Origin of the sequence: Proteus sp. PR00208, assembly GCF_016238545.1 — a bacterium.
Taxonomy (GTDB): domain Bacteria; phylum Pseudomonadota; class Gammaproteobacteria; order Enterobacterales; family Enterobacteriaceae; genus Proteus.
Genome location: NZ_JAEHQE010000014.1, coordinates 92,207 through 109,009, shown reverse-complemented (window position 1 = coordinate 109,009; position 16,803 = coordinate 92,207). Strand labels below are relative to the sequence as shown.

Below are 16,803 nucleotides of genomic sequence, written 5' to 3'. Positions count from 1 at the left end.
TATCTATTACTGCTTCGCGATTATCTTATTGTCATCTAAATCTAAGATAATCTCTTTGCCCGGTAATAATTTGCCAGACAAAATATCTTGAGCTAATGGATTTTCAACCTCTTGCTGGATAGCCCGTTTTAATGGACGAGCACCATAAATTGGATCGAATCCAACTTCACTCAATTTCTCTAATGCAGCCCCAGTGATAGTAACGTGATAACCACGCTCTTCTAAACGCTGGTATAAACGACGCAATTGAATTTGTGCAATCGCTGCAATGTTTTCTTTACCTAATGGGTGGAATACCACAACTTCATCAATACGGTTGATAAACTCTGGTCTGAAATGATGGCCAACAACATCCATCACAATGTTTTTCATTTCAGGATAATCAATTGTCCCGAAGCGTTCTTGAATTAAATCAGACCCCAAGTTCGATGTCATAATCACAACTGTATTACGAAAATCTACTGTTCTGCCTTGTCCATCCGTTAAACGACCATCATCCAATACTTGTAATAAAATATTGAATACGTCTGGATGCGCTTTTTCAACTTCATCTAATAAAATGACTGAATAAGGGCGACGGCGAACGGCTTCTGTTAAATATCCACCTTCTTCGTAACCAACATATCCTGGAGGTGCACCCACTAAACGAGAAACGGAGTGTTTTTCCATAAATTCAGACATATCGATACGAACCATTGCATCATCACTATCAAACAAGAAGTTCGCTAATGCTTTACACAACTCAGTCTTACCTACCCCAGTAGGTCCTAAGAATAAGAATGAACCAATTGGACGATTAGGATCAGATAATCCAGCACGGCTACGACGAATAGCATTAGATACTGCACTCACAGCCTCAGCTTGACCAATAACACGTCTATGTAGCTCTTGTTCCATTCTTAGCAGTTTTTCACGTTCCCCTTCTAGCATTCTAGATACAGGAATACCTGTCCAACGAGCCAAGATTTCAGCAATTTCAGCATCAGTGACTTTATTACGTAACAGCTTCATATGTTTATCTTCAGCTTTATTAGCTTCAGCAAGCTGTTTTTCTAACGTCGGGATTTGTCCATATTGGATCTCTGACATTTTCGCCAAATCACCGCTACGGCGAGCTTGTTCTAATGCAATACGAGCCTGCTCTAATTCAGATTTAATATGTTGAGTGCCAGTAAGTTCTGCTTTTTCTGCTTTCCACTCTTCTTCTAAAGCAGAATACTCTTTCTCTTTTTCAGCAAGTTCTTCATTTAGCATCTCTAAACGTTTTTTACTTGCATCATCAGACTCTTTTTGCAGTGCTTGTTGTTCAAGTTTCAGCTGAATAATACGTCTATCAAGTCTATCTAATGCTTCTGGTTTTGAATCCATCTGCATACGTAGGCTTGCGCCCGCTTCATCAATTAAGTCAATCGCTTTATCTGGTAACATACGGTCAGAGATATAACGATGAGATAAAGTCGCAGCCGCAACAATCGCAGGATCTGTAATTTGAACATGATGATGAAGTTCATAACGTTCTTTCAGACCACGTAAAATAGCAATAGTATCTTCTACAGTTGGCTCAGCCACATACACTTTTTGGAAACGACGCTCTAATGCCGCATCTTTTTCAATATATTGACGATATTCATCAAGTGTTGTTGCACCCACACAGTGTAATTCACCACGAGCTAATGCCGGCTTTAACATATTTCCCGCATCCATAGCACCGTCAGCTTTACCTGCGCCAACCATCGTATGTAATTCATCAATAAACAGAATGACACTGCCTTCCTGTTTAGATAAATCATTTAAAACCGCTTTTAAACGTTCTTCAAATTCACCACGGTATTTAGCACCTGCTAATAACGAGCCCATATCTAAAGAAAGTACACGCTTATTCTTTAAACCTTCAGGGACTTCACCATTAACAATACGTTGAGCCAAACCTTCAACAATGGCCGTTTTACCAACCCCTGGTTCACCAATAAGCACAGGGTTGTTTTTAGTACGGCGTTGTAGAACTTGAATAGTTCTTCTTATTTCTTCATCACGACCAATAACAGGATCGAGTTTGCCTTGTTCTGCTCTTTCCGTTAAATCCACAGTATATTTTTTCAATGCCTGACGTTGGTCTTCTGCATTTTGATCGTTCACTGTTTCTCCACCACGTATTTTTTCAATCGCTATCTCAAGACTTGCTTTATTCGCTCCGGCAGCTTTTAGCATATCAGCAACTTGCCCACCGGTTTCCATAGCAGCTAAAAGAAAGAGCTCTGACGAAATAAATTCGTCACCTTTTTTCTGTGCCAATTTATCGCACAAGTTAAGGTGCTTAATTAAATCATTTGAGGGATGAACCTCTCCACCAGCACCTTCGACTTTAGGTAATCGAGACAAAGCATCATTAATTCGCTCATTAAATTGCGATGCATTAACACCTACGGATGTTAATAGAGGGCGAATTGAGCCACCTTGTTGATTAAATAACGCACTCAGTAAATGTATGGGTTCTATAAATTGATTATCGTTCCCAAGTGCCAATGACTGGGCGTCTGCGAGAGCTTGCTGGAATTTGTTGGTTAATTTATCCAGACGCATAACACCTCCAAGTAAAATTTAAAGTAAAATTCGTAACTGGAGAATAGATGAGGTCATTTTGACAATATTCAAGCTCAAAATAAAAATTTTGAGCAAAAATATTCATCAATATTTGAGATAAGTGAGAAAAAACGTTGAGAGGAAGTTTATTTAATCCAGATTAATGATGCCATTCGCCCAGTTACATGCTCTCGTCTATAAGAAAAGAAGCGCGATGGATCAGTTACAGTACAAAAATCGCCACCATAAATCTGAGTTATTCCACTTTCCTGTAAGATTATTCTCGCTAACATATAAATATTAGCTAAATATTTACCATTATGGGGAATAAATGCAGATTCAAAGGCAATATTTTTCTCTATAAACGCCAAACGGACTTCTGCACCAACCTCAAAAGCAGTTGGTCCAATTGCTGGCCCTAACCATGCCATAATTTGATCTTTAGGTGCTTTAAACTGCGCAAGTGTATTCTGTAATACACCATGGCAAAGCCCTCGCCATCCACCATGAGCGGCGCCAACTTCTGTTCCATCAACAGTTGTAAAAAGGACTGGCAAACAATCTGCCGTCATAATTGCGCAAACTTTTTTCACGGTAGAGGTGTAAAGGGCATCACCTTGTATTTCATCATTTTTCTCAGTATTTAGCGTAACAACATGAGTACCATGAACTTGTTCAAGCCATAGTGGCATTTCAGGCAATTGAGCTTGCTGGCAAAGTCTGCGTCTATTTTCTTCAACATCAGACAATTTATCACCAACATGAGTACCTAAATTGAGGCTGTTATAAGGCGGTAGACTAATCCCACCTTCTCTCAAGGTACTGCAAGACCCAATATTTTCAGGTTGTGGCCAATCTGGAAAAATCAATGAAGTCATTTACCAATCCATTTCATCTTTAAACTGTTCAACGTCAGCTTTTAGCACATCGATAAGCTTAACCATATCATCAGGCAATGGTGCATGCCATTCCATTTCAATACCTGTTATTGGATGATAAAGACGTAGCATCGTTGCATGTAGCGCTTGTCTATCAAATAAGCGTAACGTTTCACGTAATTCATCTGAAGCCCCTTTTAAAGGACGAGGTCTTCCTGCATAAAGCTGATCACCGATTAAAGCATGGTGAATATGAGCCATATGAACACGAATTTGGTGAGTACGACCGGTTTCTAAACGTAAACGCAAACGTGTATGAGCACGGAAATGCTCCATAACACGATAATGTGTTACTGCTGGTTTACCCATTGGGTGCACAGCCATATGTGTCCGTTTAGTTGGATGTCGAGAAATAGGTTCATTCACTAATCCTCCCGCAGTCATTCTTCCTGTTGCAACCGCTTCATACTCACGCGTGATTTCACGACGTTGTAAAGCTTCAACTAAATGCGTTTGAGCAGGAACTGTTTTTGCAACAACCATTAAACCTGTTGTATCTTTATCCAATCGATGGACAATACCCGCACGAGGTACATTAGCAATCTCTGGATAGCGATAAAGTAATGCATTTAATACGGTGCCATCAGGATTACCCGCACCAGGATGAACAACGAGATCTCTTGGCTTATTGATAACTAAAATATCGTCATCTTCATAAACGATATTTAACGGAATATTCTGAGGCTCCCAGCGAACTTCCTCTTCAATTAAGGCATCGACTTCAATTTTTTCACCGCCAAGCATTTTTTCTTTTGGCTTATTGATGATTTTATCGTTAACCTGCACTCTATTGTCTAAGATCCACTCTTTTATACGAGATCTTGAATAATCAGGGAACATTTCGGCCAAAGCCTGATCTAAGCGTTGACCCAGCTGTGAATCTGCGACTGTAGCATTAAGTCGTATTTGTTGAGACATAAATAATTTTCTATTAATTAAGTTAGTGTTTTGACGGCACAGCCGTTTCATTTAAAATGAGTTATAGTGTAACCGATTTCAGGGGAGCTTCACGGAGAGACTCCCCAAACCTATTCAGAGGATAATCAATACGTGATGAGACGCATTAAATACCTGGTGGCAGCGGCCACTGTAAGCCTGTTACTTGCTGGCTGTTCGAGTTCAGACAAAGACGTTACTGCCGATATGTCGCCTTCTGAGCTTTACTCAACCAGTCAGGAAAAATTGCTAGATGGCAATTATGGAGCGGCTATCAAACAATTAGAGTCTCTCGATAATCGCTATCCTTTTGGCCCTTACTCGCAACAAGTTCAACTCGATCTGATTTATGCTTATTATAAATCAGCGGAACTACCAATGGCGATTTCTGCAATCGACCGTTTTATGCGATTAAACCCAACCCATCCTAATATCGACTATGTTCTTTATATGCGAGGCTTAACAGCTCAAGCATTAGATGATAGTGCATTACAAGGATTCTTTGGTATTGATCGTTCAGACCGTGATCCTCAACATGCCATCGTGGCATTTAAAGATTTTAGTCAATTAGTTCGTTACTATCCAGACAGCCTTTATGTCGCCGATGCAACCAAACGCCTAGTCTTTCTTAAAAACCGTTTAGCGAAGTATGAGCTTTCTGTTGCAAAATTCTATACTAAACGAGGGGCTTATGTCGCGGTTATTAATAGAGTAGAGCAAATGATGCGCGATTATCCTGACACACAAGCTACTCGTGACGCGCTTGTCTATATGGAAAACGCTTATAAAGAATTAGGTCTGACGCAAGAAGCAGAAAAAGTAGCTTCACTAATTGCAGCCAATCCAGCCTAACAAAAACATCACCATCAAAAACAGCAGCTTATCGCTGCTGTTTTTTTATTCTTTTCTAGCTAAATTGTCTTTGCTTTTCATCAGCCCAACCTTCCTAATATGACTGAATAAATGCAACTTAACAAGCGGTCTTTTTCAGCTATTTATCATTTGTCACGTTTCTATTACTAGTTACACATACATCTAACAAAAAGTGATTTTGATCATGTTTTAAATTGTGTATCACGATATTCTGAAGTTATCGAAGACGGAGTAATAAAGAGGTAACTATATGATTATAAATATTACTAGCAAACAAATGGAAATTACCCCAGCACTACGTGAACACATTGAAAGCCGTCTAACTAAACTCAATAAATGGCAGGTGAATTTAATCAATCCTCATATTATTCTTACGAAAGATCCTAAAGGTTTTAGTGTTGATGCCAGCATTCATACACCAAATGGGCAATTGGTCGCTAATGCACAACACACTGATATGTATGTTGCAATTAATGAATTACTCGCAAAACTTGAACGTCAATTAAACAAAGTTCAGCATAAAAACGAATCTCGTCGGGCTGATAACAGCCTGAAAGAAGAGAATTTACTTGTCGATGAAATGTAAATAGTAAAGCAAGATTAAAAATTAGAATAAATCACTGACTCAAAACGCCTCTGCGCATCCTCGTGATGCGCTTTTTATTGTATTTTTCTTGACTCTATTCACATCATCATGTTTGATAGCGATATGTTAAATAATTTACCAATCAATATAATGAAAAAACATTCACATTTGCCTTTCTTCTTTTTCTTTCTACTCTTTCATTAAGAGGCTTTGTCATTTCAGAAAGAAAAGTAAGAACGACAATAGCCTCCAAAATTGGAGGCTTTTTTATTTATGATGGCATGACATAACGGTATAGGGCTTAAACATGGAAAAACTCGATTTATCAGCAATCAGAGATAAAATCACAATGTTAGATTCAGAATTACTAACATTGTTAGCAAACAGACGTCAATTATCTGCTGATGTTGCTCAATTTAAATTGAATACACATCGCCCTATTAGAGATAAAAATCGTGAGCGTGAATTACTTGATTTATTGATTGAGAAAGGAAAAAACGTTGGGCTAGATGGTTTTTATATTAGTCGTATTTTTCAAATGATCATTGAAGACTCTGTCTTAACGCAACAAGCCATTCTACAACAACATCTTAATGCAACACCGAATGAATCAGCCAGAATTGCTTATTTAGGGCCTAAAGGCTCTTATTCACATATTGCTGCTCGTCAATATGCAGCCCGCCATTTTGATAGCTTCGTTGATTGCACTTGCCAGAAATTTGATGACATTTTTACACTTGTCGATACAGGCCAAGCTGATTACGGTTTACTACCTATTGAAAATACCAGTTCAGGGGCAATTAATGATGTTTACGATTTACTGCAAACAACATCAATCTCTATTGTTGGAGAAATTCGCATCCCTATTAATCATGCGCTTTTAACAAGTGTTGATAGCAGTACAGAAGAGTTGCAAACTATTTATAGTCATCCTCAACCCTTCCAACAATGCAGTCATTATTTAAATCAGTATCCAAACTGGAAAATTGAATATTGCGAAAGTACAGCTGCTGCAATGGAAAAAGTAGCTCTTGCACAATCACCACTTGTTGCGGCTATTGGTAGTGAAGCCGGTGGCTCTCTTTATGGTTTAAAACCTTTAGCTAATAATTTAGCAAACCAGCAAATAAACGTAACACGCTTTATTGTTATTGCACGAAAAGCCATTGATGTTTCAGAGCAAGTACCCGCTAAAACAACCTTCTTAATGGCTACTGGGCAACAAGCGGGTGCATTAGTCGATGCATTAATGATTTTAAAAAAATACGACATTATTATGACGAAACTCGAGTCTCGTCCTATTAATGGCACACCTTGGGAAGAGATGTTTTATATTGATGTTCAAGCAAATTTACGTGATATTAATATGCAAAAAGCCTTACACGATTTATCACAAACAACACGTTCATTAAAAGTATTAGGTTGTTATCCTTCCGAGAATGTCGTTCCTGTTGAAGTAAAATAATAAAACGATCCACTAATAAATAAGCCAGATAGTACATCACCTATCTGGCTTTTTTTATCTCATATTCTTACTTTGTCACTCATTATAAGAAGCCATACATCGCTGCAAATATCCAACCAAAGACACAGGAAACAGTTACACCAATTAATCCTGGTAGAATAAAGCTATGGTTAATAACAAATCGCCCTATTCGAGTTGTACCAGAACGGTCAAATTGAATAGCGGCTAAGTCACTAGGATAAGTAGGAAGAATATAGTAACCATAACAAGCAGGTGCAGATGCAATGATATAAGCAGGATCAACACCAATACCCAATGCTAAAGGAACAATGGCTGCTAAAGCCGCTGCTTGTGAATTAACAAACTTAGATACCAATAATAAGACAACTGCATAAGCCCAAGGATATTCTCGTACTAATTGTCCTAATGCAGCTTCTATTTCTTTCATATGTGCAGAGAACATTGTCTCTGCCATCCAAGCAATACCATACACGGCAACAATTGCTATCATCCCTGAACGAAATACTTCATTTTTAGAAATAAGAGAAGGGTTGGTTTTACAGATAATAATAATTGACGCGCCAGCTAATAACATAAACATCTGAATAACGAGCACCATAGATAATGGCTTGCCATTAAATACAGGACGTATTTCAGAGAAAGCACCTAATATTGCCACAACAGCAATTGCACCTAAGAAAATCCACATTGCTACCCAGTTTTTCATAGGGAGCTTTTTATCTAGAAGTGTTGCTGTATCACCATAAACATAATCATGGTTTTCAGGAACCGAAACAAATTCTTGGAAGCGTTGGTCTTTATCTAAATCTTTTCCTCTAAACCAGCTAAAGATACCAATGGCTAAAATACCAATAAAAGTAGAAGGAATAGTAATTGCTAATAAATCTAAAAATTCAAGGTGTTTACCATTAAAAGTCACATCACCGAGCATTGCGACTAATGTAACAACGGCAACGGAAACTGGACTGGCAATAATCCCCATTTGAGAGCCGATTGTACTTGCCGCCATTGGTCTTTCCGGACGAATATTATTTTTAATCGACACATCATAGATTATTGGCAATATGGTATAAACAACGTGCCCAGTACCACATAATATTGTAAGAGTACAAGTTACGAGTGGTGCAACAATAGAAATATATTTTGGATTTTTACGTAATAATTTTTCTGCTATTTGCAACATAACATCTAATCCACCAGATGCTTGTAATGTTGCTGATGCAGAAACAACGGCAATAATAACTAACATTACATCAACAGGTGGTTTTCCTGGAGGGAGGTTAAAAACAAAAACTAAAATAACCAAACCTACACCACCTAATAGACCTAGTGCAATTCCTCCCTTTCTAGCCCCATAAAATAGACACACTAATATAATGGCGAGTTGTATTAAAAAATCCATAAATTACCCCTTGAAAAACACGTCGGAATATAAACAAAAAATAATACAATGAAATTTTTAGCACTTATTGCAAAAAAAAAGAGCTTATAAAATATAATTTACGATAATTGTTATAGGCATTTTTTTGATCATTGTTATAATTTTAATAATACCTTTTAATTTCATTCATTTTTAAGATCTCATCAACAAATAACTTTTAATAAAAAGACAATCTTGAACATTAATTATTATTAAATTAAACTCTGAGATAACAATTAAATAACAATAAACACAAGATGTATTAATCTATTAATAAATATAGATATTTATCTTATTGTTTTTAAATGTATATTTATATTTCTCTACTTTTATTTTCTAAGTAAAAATATGTGATTCTTATCTATTATTAAATGGCGGGAAAGAATATGAACACTTTTATCATACTGATTTTAAGTCTATTTTTTACCAATAACGTAGATGAAATTAAATTAAAAGAGGGTTATCACACTTACTCACTAACGTCTCAAACGGATTTGAAACGTTGCACAGTAAGCCCATGTCCAGATCCTAAAGACTATTAACTTTTAAGCATTTTGTTTTAAAAGGAGTTATTATGAATAAATCATATATTTTAATATGCTCATTTTTATTCGCTAGTTATACGAGTGCTTATTTTGATGATAAGGCAGAAAAAAATATAACATCGAAAATTGAATATTCTCAAAATAATAGCAATATCTCTGCTTCTAGTCGTTGTGTTTGGCCACCTTGTGATGATGACTGGTGATAAGCTAAACATGAAATAATTAATAAAATAAAAAGGCCGAACAATTTATTTTATTGCTCGACCTTTTATATAACAAATAATTTAACTAGATTCGGCTATCGTTAGCCTTTTGTAATAATACACCACTCTCTTTCATAAATTGAGTAGCATAATCGCCAAACCAATCACTCACGTTATTAAATGAACGAACAAACTCACTCTTTGCATTTATATCTAATAAATCGATAGCTTGCCCCAAAGAATGATGATATCTACGAATTAGTTCAATATTCTCTTGTGATGATAAAATAATATCAGCATAGAGTTGAGGATCTTGAGCAAACAGTCGTCCTATCATTGCCAATTCTAAGCGATAAATAGGAGATGAGAGTCGCAGTAAACTGGCTAAGTCCACTTTTTCTTTTGCTAAATGCTGACCGTAAGCAAAGGTAGTAAAATGTCGAAGTGCTTGAATAAAACTCATGTTTTTATCATGCTCTTCTGGCGTAATCTCCTCAATTTTTGCTCCCCATACCATTAATTGCTCTAGCAACCATTCAAATTCTTGATGGTTTCGGCCTTCACAATAAGCCACAACCTGTTTTGCCAAACTGGGCACATCAGGGCCAAACATTGGATGAAGACCTAAAACGGGCCCACTATGTGCCTTTAACATCGCCTCTAAAGGGGCTTTTTTGATAGAAGCTAAATCGACTAATAAGCAATCTTTAGGCAATGGCGGTAATTGTTCAATAACCTCAACGGTTAAATGGATAGGTACACTAATTATTACCATTCCTGCATTATCAAAAATAGCAGGCGACTTAGTTTGCCATTCATCAGCTTCTAAACTTTCAACTTGATAGCCAGAGAGTGTAAACAAACGAGAAAATAGTTTACCCATTTTCCCATTTCCTCCCACAATAACGATTTTACCAAGTTGAGGCTTAAGAGTTTTAAATCCCTTGTCATTCTCTTTAGTATAGGATTCTCGCATTACTCGGCGTAACACATCTTCAATCAAATCTGGGGAAATTCCCATCATTTGTGCGTCATTACGACGAGAAGCAAGCATAGCGGCTTCTCTATCAGGCGCATAAATCGGTAAGCCATGACGGTTTTTAACTTCTCCCACTTCAGCTACCAACTGCATTCTTTTTGCGAGTAAAGAAAGCAGTGATTTATCTACCTGATCAATTTGCTCACGCAAACCTTGTAATTCTTCAGCCATCTATGCTTGCCTCTTTTTTCTTTATGATTAACTAACTTTTTTTAACTGAGCTTCACGCTGAACCAAAATCGGGGAAAGTTGAGCATGTAAATTTCTTAATACTGACTCCGTTGTTTCCCAACTAATACACGCATCTGTTACTGAGACACCGTATTTCATTTCACTACGAGATTGCTCTGACGATTGATTGCCTTCATTAATATGGCTTTCTAACATAATGCCAGTGATTGATTCATTACCTTTAGTAATTTGCTCAATCACAGAATCAACCACCGCTGTTTGACGACGGAAATCTTTATTAGAATTACCATGGCTGCAATCAATCATTAATGATGGTTTTAATCCTGCTTTTACCATTTGAGCTTCACACTGAGCAACATCTTCTTCATGGTAGTTTGGTGTTTTTCCACCACGTAAAATAACATGACCATCAGGGTTACCTTGTGTTTGTAATAAACAAACCTGCCCTGATTGATTAATTCCCATAAACCGGTGTGGCATAGAAGCCGCTTTCATCGCGTTAATCGCAGTATCTAAATTACCATCTGTTCCGTTTTTAAATCCAACTGGCATTGAAAGCCCTGATGCCATTTCACGGTGAGTCTGAGATTCTGTTGTTCTGGCTCCAATTGCAGACCAACTAAATAAATCACCTAAGTATTGTGGATTGTTAGGATCTAACGCTTCAGTCGCTAGAGGCAAACCTAATTGTACAAGCTCAGTCAATAGCTTACGGGCAATATGTAACCCTTTTTCCATCTCAAAGCTACCATCCATAAATGGATCGCTGATTAAACCTTTCCACCCAACAGTTGTACGAGGTTTTTCAAAGTAGACACGCATCACAATATACAGACTATCACTTAATTCAGACGCTAAGACTTTCAGGCGTTTTGCGTAATCTAACGCAACATCGACATCATGAATGGAACAAGGCCCACATACCACGAGTAAGCGAGGATCACGACGTTGGACAATTTCAGAAATTGTTTGACGTGACTGAGCAATGGCATGCAGATCATTGCGACTCAATGGGTATTTTTGTTTTAACTCTTCTGGAGTAATTAAAACCAGCTCTTCGCTGATATTCACATTATTGAGTGCGTCTTTTTGCATGATCATAATCTTTACCTTTTTTATATCTGTCATTGTGATTTTTGTGTGTCTGAAAGATAAGATAACACGCAATGTAAAGAAATCAATCCATATTTTTAATAATTTTGACAGCAATGTAATCATATCTTTACGATTAATGTTTTTGATACAAATAAACAATAAATAACAATTAGTTACAATAAAAAGAGAGAGCATAAATAATGTGATGAAGATTGAATTAAAATACCATTTTGTAAAAATATATTTACAGCTTATCTTTTAATGAATCTCGACATATGAAGAATAGATAAGATAGGGATATAGAGGTAAAAGAGGTAAAAACTAACAAGCAGTATTTTCAACATGGGGTGATATAAAAAAGGTCAGCAAATGCTGACCTTTTAACAATAACTTTCGGATGTGCGAAAGCGTATTATTTAGCGTTAAGACGCTCTTTAATACGAGCAGCCTTACCTGAACGCTCACGCAGGTAGTACAGTTTAGCTTGACGAACCGCACCACGACGTTTCACAGTGATGCTATCTACGACTGGAGAGTGAGTTTGGAATACACGCTCAACACCTTCGCCATTAGAAATTTTACGAACAGTGAATGCAGAGTGCAGACCGCGGTTACGAATAGCGATAACCACGCCCTCGAATGCCTGCAGACGTTTTTTAGAACCTTCAACAACCCATACTTTAACTTCTAAAGTGTCACCAGGACGGAATGAAGGAACATCTTGCTTCATCTGTTCTTGTTCGATTTGTTTAATAATATTGCTCATAATAACTCTCTTACCCTAGGTAAACTGATATTAATGACATCTTGTGTCAGACTTACTCTGCTGTTCCTGACAGATATTCCTGTTGGAACTCTGTTAACAGCACTCTTTGCTCGTCAGTCAGAGCTAGGCTTTCCAGAAGCTCAGGTCTTCTTAGCCAGGTTCGACCCAGTGATTGCTTCATGCGCCAGCGATTAATATGAGCATGGTTGCCTGACAGTAAAACTGCCGGAACTTCCATACCATCTAAAACCTCTGGGCGAGTATAGTGAGGATGATCCAGTAAACCTTCAGCAAAAGAATCTTCTTTCGCAGAGGCTGCATGTCCGAGAACACCCGGTACAAAGCGCGCTACTGCATCTATCATTATCATGGCAGGTAATTCCCCACCACTTAATACGTAATCACCTACAGACCACTCTTCATCGATTTCAGTCTGAATGACACGCTCATCTATACCTTCATACCGACCACAAACCAGAATTAACTTCTCATTTGTTGCCAGTTCACAAACTCCTTGTTGATCGAGTTTGCGTCCCTGAGGTGATAAATAAATCACCTTTGCTCCATCACCTGCCGCAGCTTTCGCTTGATGAATGGCTTCCCTTAAAGGTTGTACCATCATCAACATACCAGGACCACCGCCATAAGGACGATCATCAACGGTATTGTGTCTGTCGTATGTAAAATCTCGGGGATTCCAACATTCTACATTGAGCAGACCATGCTTCACTGCCCGACCAGTCACCCCGTACTCGGTTATAGAGCGGAACATTTCTGGAAATAGGCTAATTACCCCAATCCACATTTTTGTGTCCCACTATTGAGAACCGTTAACCGGAATAATCTAAAAACCAGGATCCCAATCAACGATAATTTTTTTCGCTGAGAGATCGACTTTCTTGATAACCTGCCCATCAAGAAACGGGATTAGCCGTTCCCCGGCACCGAACGCATCTTTCAGATTAGCTTTAATGACCATGACATCATTTGAGCCCGTTTCCATCATGTCAGTAACGACACCCAGATCGTAGCCTTTGTCAGTTTCTACATGGCAACCCATCAGATCTTTCCAGTAATATTCACCTTCAAGCTCTGGAAGTTGCGAAGCATTCACAACAATTTCAAAATTAGTCAGGATATTAGCCGCATCTCTGTCATCAATACCTTTTAGCTTGACGATAATATCTTGGTTGTGATGTTTCCAACTTTCAATTTCAATAGTTTCCCACTGTCCATGACGTTGAATAAACCACGGTTGATATTCAAAAATGTTTTCGGCGTGTTCGGTGGAGGAAAAAACTCTGAGCCAACCACGGATCCCGTAAGGTGAACCCAATTTACCCATTACAATAGGTTCTATAGGTTCTTTTAAGGTTTTTTGTTCGCTCATTGTTACCACCGCGACAGATTAAGCGCTTTTCTTCGCTGATTTGATCAGGCCAGCAACACGTTCTGAAACTGTTGCGCCTTGAGCAACCCAGTGTTCAACACGGTCTACGTCTAAACGTAATTCTTCTGCATTACCGGTTGCCAGTGGGTTATAAAAGCCTACACGCTCAATGAAACGACCATCACGTGCATTGCGGCTATCGGTTACTACTACTTGGTAAAACGGACGCTTTTTTGCGCCGCCACGAGCTAAACGAATTGTTACCATAACATCCTCATTAGTTAATAAAACAACCAGACGCCATCGAGGAACGGAGTCCGGTTGTCATATAAAAAGCCCGAAAAGTTTACTCACTTTGGCGAAAAAAGCAATCCAAAGCACGTTTTTTTTCAGGCTTTTTGATTTTATCGGCCTGGGAATCCAGGTGGCATCATACCTTTCATGCTACGCATCATCTTAGCCATGCCACCTTTTTTCATTTTTTTCATCATACGTTGCATATCATCGAACTGTTTTAATAAACGGTTGACGTCTTGCACTTGTGTTCCTGAACCCGCTGCAATACGGCGTTTTCTAGAACCTTTGATGATTTCTGGTTTTTGGCGTTCTTTTTTAGTCATGGAATTAATAATCGCTTCCATTTTCACTAAAATTGAATCATCCATTTGTGATTTTACTGCATCTGGCACCTGAGACATACCCGGCATTTTGCTTAACATACTCGCCATGCCGCCCATGTTTTTCATCTGCTTTAATTGATCTAAAAAATCATTTAGATCAAAGCCATCACCTTTTTTAAGCTTTGTCGCTAGCTTTTCAGCTTGTGCTCTATCAACTTTGCTTTCAATGTCTTCAATTAAAGACAGAACATCACCCATGCCTAAAATACGAGAGGCAATACGATCTGGGTGGAAAGGTTCTAAGGCTTCTGTTTTTTCCCCAACACCGAGGAATTTAATTGGCTTACCCGTGATATGGCGAATGGATAATGCTGCACCACCACGCGCATCACCATCAACTTTGGTTAATACAACCCCTGTTAATGGCAATGCTTCATTGAATGCTTTTGCTGTATTTGCCGCATCTTGACCCGTCATGGCGTCAACAACAAACAGGGTTTCAACTGGATTAATGGCTTTATGGAGAAGTTGGATCTCTTCCATCATGCCTTCATCTACGTGTAAACGACCTGCCGTATCCACCAGCAATACATCATAGAATTGAAGTTGTGCATGTTTTAATGCATTACTTGCAATTGTGACTGGATTTTCTTGAACAGTTGAAGGGAAGAAATCAATGCCAACCGTTTCGGCTAACGTTTCAAGCTGTTTAATCGCTGCTGGGCGATAAACGTCAGCAGAAACAACAAGAACTTTTTTCTTCTTTTTCTCTTTTAAGAATTTACCTAGTTTTGCGACACTGGTTGTTTTACCGGCACCTTGCAAACCTGCCATTAACACAACAGCTGGCGGTTGCGCTGATAGATCAAGGTCAGTATTCACTTCCCCCATCGCATTGACGAGTTCATTTTGAACAATCTTCACAAACTCCTGACCCGGTGTCAGGCTTTTGTTAACTTCATGCCCTACTGCGCTCTCTTTGACGCGCGCAATAAAATCACGAACCACAGGTAAGGCAACGTCAGCTTCTAATAAAGCCATACGTACTTCACGCAGTGTCTCTTTGATGTTTTCTTCGGTCAGTCTTCCTCGACCGCTTATATTGCGCAATGTGCGCGATAGTCTGTCACTTAAATTCTCAAACATTATCTTAGCTCAGTGTTAAAGTTGGGCTTATCGGTCATGTATGCCACCGATTATATCACGATGACTCGCGGATCTCTGCATAGAGATTTAAGCTTAATGACTTCAATAGTTGGAGCCGTATGCTCCTAGCGCTATACTAGGAAGTTATTCAAACAATATATGTAAGCGAAACTATGCCCGTTATATCAATCTCTATCGTCGCTGTCTGCGCTTATTTACTCAGTCTGGTGCTGTTTTTGCCCGGTCTGTTACGAAAAGAGCAGAATGGATACCGCGGATTAGCTCTACTATTTGCGGTAATTGCACTTATTGCACATGCCATTTCATTAAAATTTTTAATTTTCCGCCCCCACAGCGGACAAAATCTTTCACTCACCAATCTAGGTGCAATTGTGAGCCTGATGGTCTGCGTTATCATGACGATTGTGGCTTCTCGTGGCCGTGCATGGTTCTTGCTGCCTATTGTTTATTGTTTCGCAATAGTCAATCTTGTTATTGCAGCGCTGATGCCGGGTGAATTTGTTACACATCTTGAAAGTAGCACATCACTCTTTATTCATATTGGGCTGGCTTTATTAAGCTATGCCACACTGTTAATTGCCGCTCTATATGCTTTACAACTTAGTTGGCTCGACTATCAACTAAAAAATAAGAAACTAAAATTCTCACCTCAAATGCCACCATTAATGTCAATTGAGCGTAAAATGTTTCATATCACACAAGTAGGTGTCGTATTGCTGACACTGACCTTATGTACAGGTTTGGTGTATATGGATAATATTTTTGGTAAAGAAAATATCCATAAATCTATTTTCTCTATCATTGCTTGGTTTGTTTACATCATTTTATTATGGGGACATTTCCGAGAAGGATGGAGAGGAAAGAAAGTCATTATCTTTAATTTGATTGGCGCTATTATTTTGACATTAGCTTTTTTCGGTAATCGTTTATTACAAGAGTTAGTGCTTAATTAATTTTCTATTTTAGG

Annotated in this window: 17 protein-coding genes and 1 other annotated feature; of the genes, 6 read left to right on the top strand and 11 right to left on the bottom strand. The window is 38.3% G+C overall.

Translation table 11 applies throughout. The features are described from left to right. Positions 1–6: 6 nt before the first annotated feature. The 3 genes from clpB to rluD all read right to left on the bottom strand — a co-directional run bounded on the left by clpB (position 7) and on the right by rluD (position 4,436). Positions 7–2,580, bottom strand: a complete 2,574-nt coding sequence (clpB, locus tag JEP36_RS11260) for an ATP-dependent chaperone ClpB (protein WP_196534248.1) — start codon at positions 2,578–2,580, stop codon at positions 7–9. 146 nt (positions 2,581–2,726) lie between these two features. Then, positions 2,727–3,458, bottom strand: coding sequence for a purine nucleoside phosphorylase YfiH (gene yfiH / locus JEP36_RS11255; protein WP_198630203.1), 732 nt, complete (start codon positions 3,456–3,458; stop codon positions 2,727–2,729). Beyond that, entirely contained in the window at positions 3,459–4,436 is a 978-nt protein-coding gene (gene rluD, locus JEP36_RS11250; protein ID WP_075672439.1) for a 23S rRNA pseudouridine(1911/1915/1917) synthase RluD, read from the bottom strand. Between the two features lie 135 nt (positions 4,437–4,571). On the opposite strand from rluD, the gene bamD reads away from it, so the two are divergent. From bamD to pheA, 3 genes are all read left to right on the top strand, one after another. Continuing rightward, positions 4,572–5,306, top strand: coding sequence for an outer membrane protein assembly factor BamD (gene bamD, locus JEP36_RS11245; protein WP_198620999.1), 735 nt, complete (start codon positions 4,572–4,574; stop codon positions 5,304–5,306). A 271-nt stretch (positions 5,307–5,577) separates the two neighbouring features. After that, a complete protein-coding gene (raiA, locus tag JEP36_RS11240) occupies positions 5,578–5,913 on the top strand; it encodes a ribosome-associated translation inhibitor RaiA (RefSeq protein WP_109374392.1) in 336 nt (111 codons plus the stop codon). A 154-nt stretch (positions 5,914–6,067) separates the two neighbouring features. Beyond that, positions 6,068–6,185, top strand: a sequence feature (Phe leader region). 35 nt (positions 6,186–6,220) lie between these two features. After that, a complete protein-coding gene (pheA, locus tag JEP36_RS11235; protein WP_196534250.1) occupies positions 6,221–7,378 on the top strand; it encodes a bifunctional chorismate mutase/prephenate dehydratase in 1,158 nt (385 codons plus the stop codon). 82 nt (positions 7,379–7,460) lie between these two features. On the opposite strand, the gene JEP36_RS11230 is transcribed toward pheA, so the two are convergent. Then, positions 7,461–8,801, bottom strand: coding sequence for an anaerobic C4-dicarboxylate transporter (locus JEP36_RS11230; RefSeq protein WP_196534251.1), 1,341 nt, complete (start codon positions 8,799–8,801; stop codon positions 7,461–7,463). Between the two features lie 404 nt (positions 8,802–9,205). Between JEP36_RS11230 and JEP36_RS11225 the strand changes: the two genes are divergently transcribed. Beyond that, positions 9,206–9,361 (top strand): hypothetical protein, encoded by a 156-nt coding sequence (locus tag JEP36_RS11225; protein WP_198620968.1) that lies wholly within the window; start codon positions 9,206–9,208, stop codon positions 9,359–9,361. Positions 9,362–9,393: 32 nt separating this feature from the next. Continuing rightward, positions 9,394–9,567 (top strand): hypothetical protein, encoded by a 174-nt coding sequence (locus JEP36_RS11220; protein WP_198620969.1) that lies wholly within the window; start codon positions 9,394–9,396, stop codon positions 9,565–9,567. A gap of 85 nt (positions 9,568–9,652) precedes the next feature. On the opposite strand, the gene tyrA is transcribed toward JEP36_RS11220, so the two are convergent. The 7 genes from tyrA to ffh form a co-directional block, all read right to left on the bottom strand. Next, positions 9,653–10,777, bottom strand: coding sequence for a bifunctional chorismate mutase/prephenate dehydrogenase (gene tyrA, locus JEP36_RS11215; protein WP_198630202.1), 1,125 nt, complete (start codon positions 10,775–10,777; stop codon positions 9,653–9,655). Between the two features lie 27 nt (positions 10,778–10,804). Continuing rightward, positions 10,805–11,899, bottom strand: a complete 1,095-nt coding sequence (locus JEP36_RS11210) for a 3-deoxy-7-phosphoheptulonate synthase (RefSeq protein ID WP_100158633.1) — start codon at positions 11,897–11,899, stop codon at positions 10,805–10,807. A gap of 406 nt (positions 11,900–12,305) precedes the next feature. Further along, a complete protein-coding gene (rplS, locus tag JEP36_RS11205) occupies positions 12,306–12,659 on the bottom strand; it encodes a 50S ribosomal protein L19 (protein WP_023580978.1) in 354 nt (117 codons plus the stop codon). A gap of 52 nt (positions 12,660–12,711) precedes the next feature. Continuing rightward, on the bottom strand, positions 12,712–13,464 hold the full coding sequence (gene trmD, locus JEP36_RS11200) for a tRNA (guanosine(37)-N1)-methyltransferase TrmD (protein WP_198630201.1): 753 nt from the start codon (positions 13,462–13,464) through the stop codon (positions 12,712–12,714). A 39-nt stretch (positions 13,465–13,503) separates the two neighbouring features. Continuing rightward, a complete protein-coding gene (rimM, locus tag JEP36_RS11195; RefSeq protein WP_109374398.1) occupies positions 13,504–14,049 on the bottom strand; it encodes a ribosome maturation factor RimM in 546 nt (181 codons plus the stop codon). A gap of 18 nt (positions 14,050–14,067) precedes the next feature. Then, positions 14,068–14,316: a 30S ribosomal protein S16 gene (rpsP, locus tag JEP36_RS11190; RefSeq protein ID WP_004244772.1), complete on the bottom strand. Its 249-nt coding sequence runs from the start codon at positions 14,314–14,316 to the stop codon at positions 14,068–14,070. Positions 14,317–14,453: 137 nt separating this feature from the next. After that, positions 14,454–15,815 (bottom strand): signal recognition particle protein, encoded by a 1,362-nt coding sequence (gene ffh, locus JEP36_RS11185; RefSeq protein WP_023580979.1) that lies wholly within the window; start codon positions 15,813–15,815, stop codon positions 14,454–14,456. Between the two features lie 173 nt (positions 15,816–15,988). Here ffh and JEP36_RS11180 point away from each other — a divergent pair, with 173 nt between their 5' ends. Next, positions 15,989–16,789: a cytochrome C assembly family protein gene (locus JEP36_RS11180; protein ID WP_069367097.1), complete on the top strand. Its 801-nt coding sequence runs from the start codon at positions 15,989–15,991 to the stop codon at positions 16,787–16,789. Positions 16,790–16,803: the final 14 nt, after the last annotated feature.

Coding starts and splice junctions, on each gene's coding strand:
- clpB (WP_196534248.1), bottom strand. CDS start 2,580: ATGCGTCTGGATAAATTAACCAACAAATTCCAGCAAGCTCTCGCAGAC.
- yfiH (WP_198630203.1), bottom strand. CDS start 3,458: ATGACTTCATTGATTTTTCCAGATTGGCCACAACCTGAAAATATTGGG.
- rluD (WP_075672439.1), bottom strand. CDS start 4,436: ATGTCTCAACAAATACGACTTAATGCTACAGTCGCAGATTCACAGCTG.
- bamD (WP_198620999.1), top strand. CDS start 4,572: ATGAGACGCATTAAATACCTGGTGGCAGCGGCCACTGTAAGCCTGTTA.
- raiA (WP_109374392.1), top strand. CDS start 5,578: ATGATTATAAATATTACTAGCAAACAAATGGAAATTACCCCAGCACTA.
- pheA (WP_196534250.1), top strand. CDS start 6,221: ATGGAAAAACTCGATTTATCAGCAATCAGAGATAAAATCACAATGTTA.
- JEP36_RS11230 (WP_196534251.1), bottom strand. CDS start 8,801: ATGGATTTTTTAATACAACTCGCCATTATATTAGTGTGTCTATTTTAT.
- JEP36_RS11225 (WP_198620968.1), top strand. CDS start 9,206: ATGAACACTTTTATCATACTGATTTTAAGTCTATTTTTTACCAATAAC.
- JEP36_RS11220 (WP_198620969.1), top strand. CDS start 9,394: ATGAATAAATCATATATTTTAATATGCTCATTTTTATTCGCTAGTTAT.
- tyrA (WP_198630202.1), bottom strand. CDS start 10,777: ATGGCTGAAGAATTACAAGGTTTGCGTGAGCAAATTGATCAGGTAGAT.
- JEP36_RS11210 (WP_100158633.1), bottom strand. CDS start 11,899: ATGATCATGCAAAAAGACGCACTCAATAATGTGAATATCAGCGAAGAG.
- rplS (WP_023580978.1), bottom strand. CDS start 12,659: ATGAGCAATATTATTAAACAAATCGAACAAGAACAGATGAAGCAAGAT.
- trmD (WP_198630201.1), bottom strand. CDS start 13,464: ATGTGGATTGGGGTAATTAGCCTATTTCCAGAAATGTTCCGCTCTATA.
- rimM (WP_109374398.1), bottom strand. CDS start 14,049: ATGAGCGAACAAAAAACCTTAAAAGAACCTATAGAACCTATTGTAATG.
- rpsP (WP_004244772.1), bottom strand. CDS start 14,316: ATGGTAACAATTCGTTTAGCTCGTGGCGGCGCAAAAAAGCGTCCGTTT.
- ffh (WP_023580979.1), bottom strand. CDS start 15,815: ATGTTTGAGAATTTAAGTGACAGACTATCGCGCACATTGCGCAATATA.
- JEP36_RS11180 (WP_069367097.1), top strand. CDS start 15,989: ATGCCCGTTATATCAATCTCTATCGTCGCTGTCTGCGCTTATTTACTC.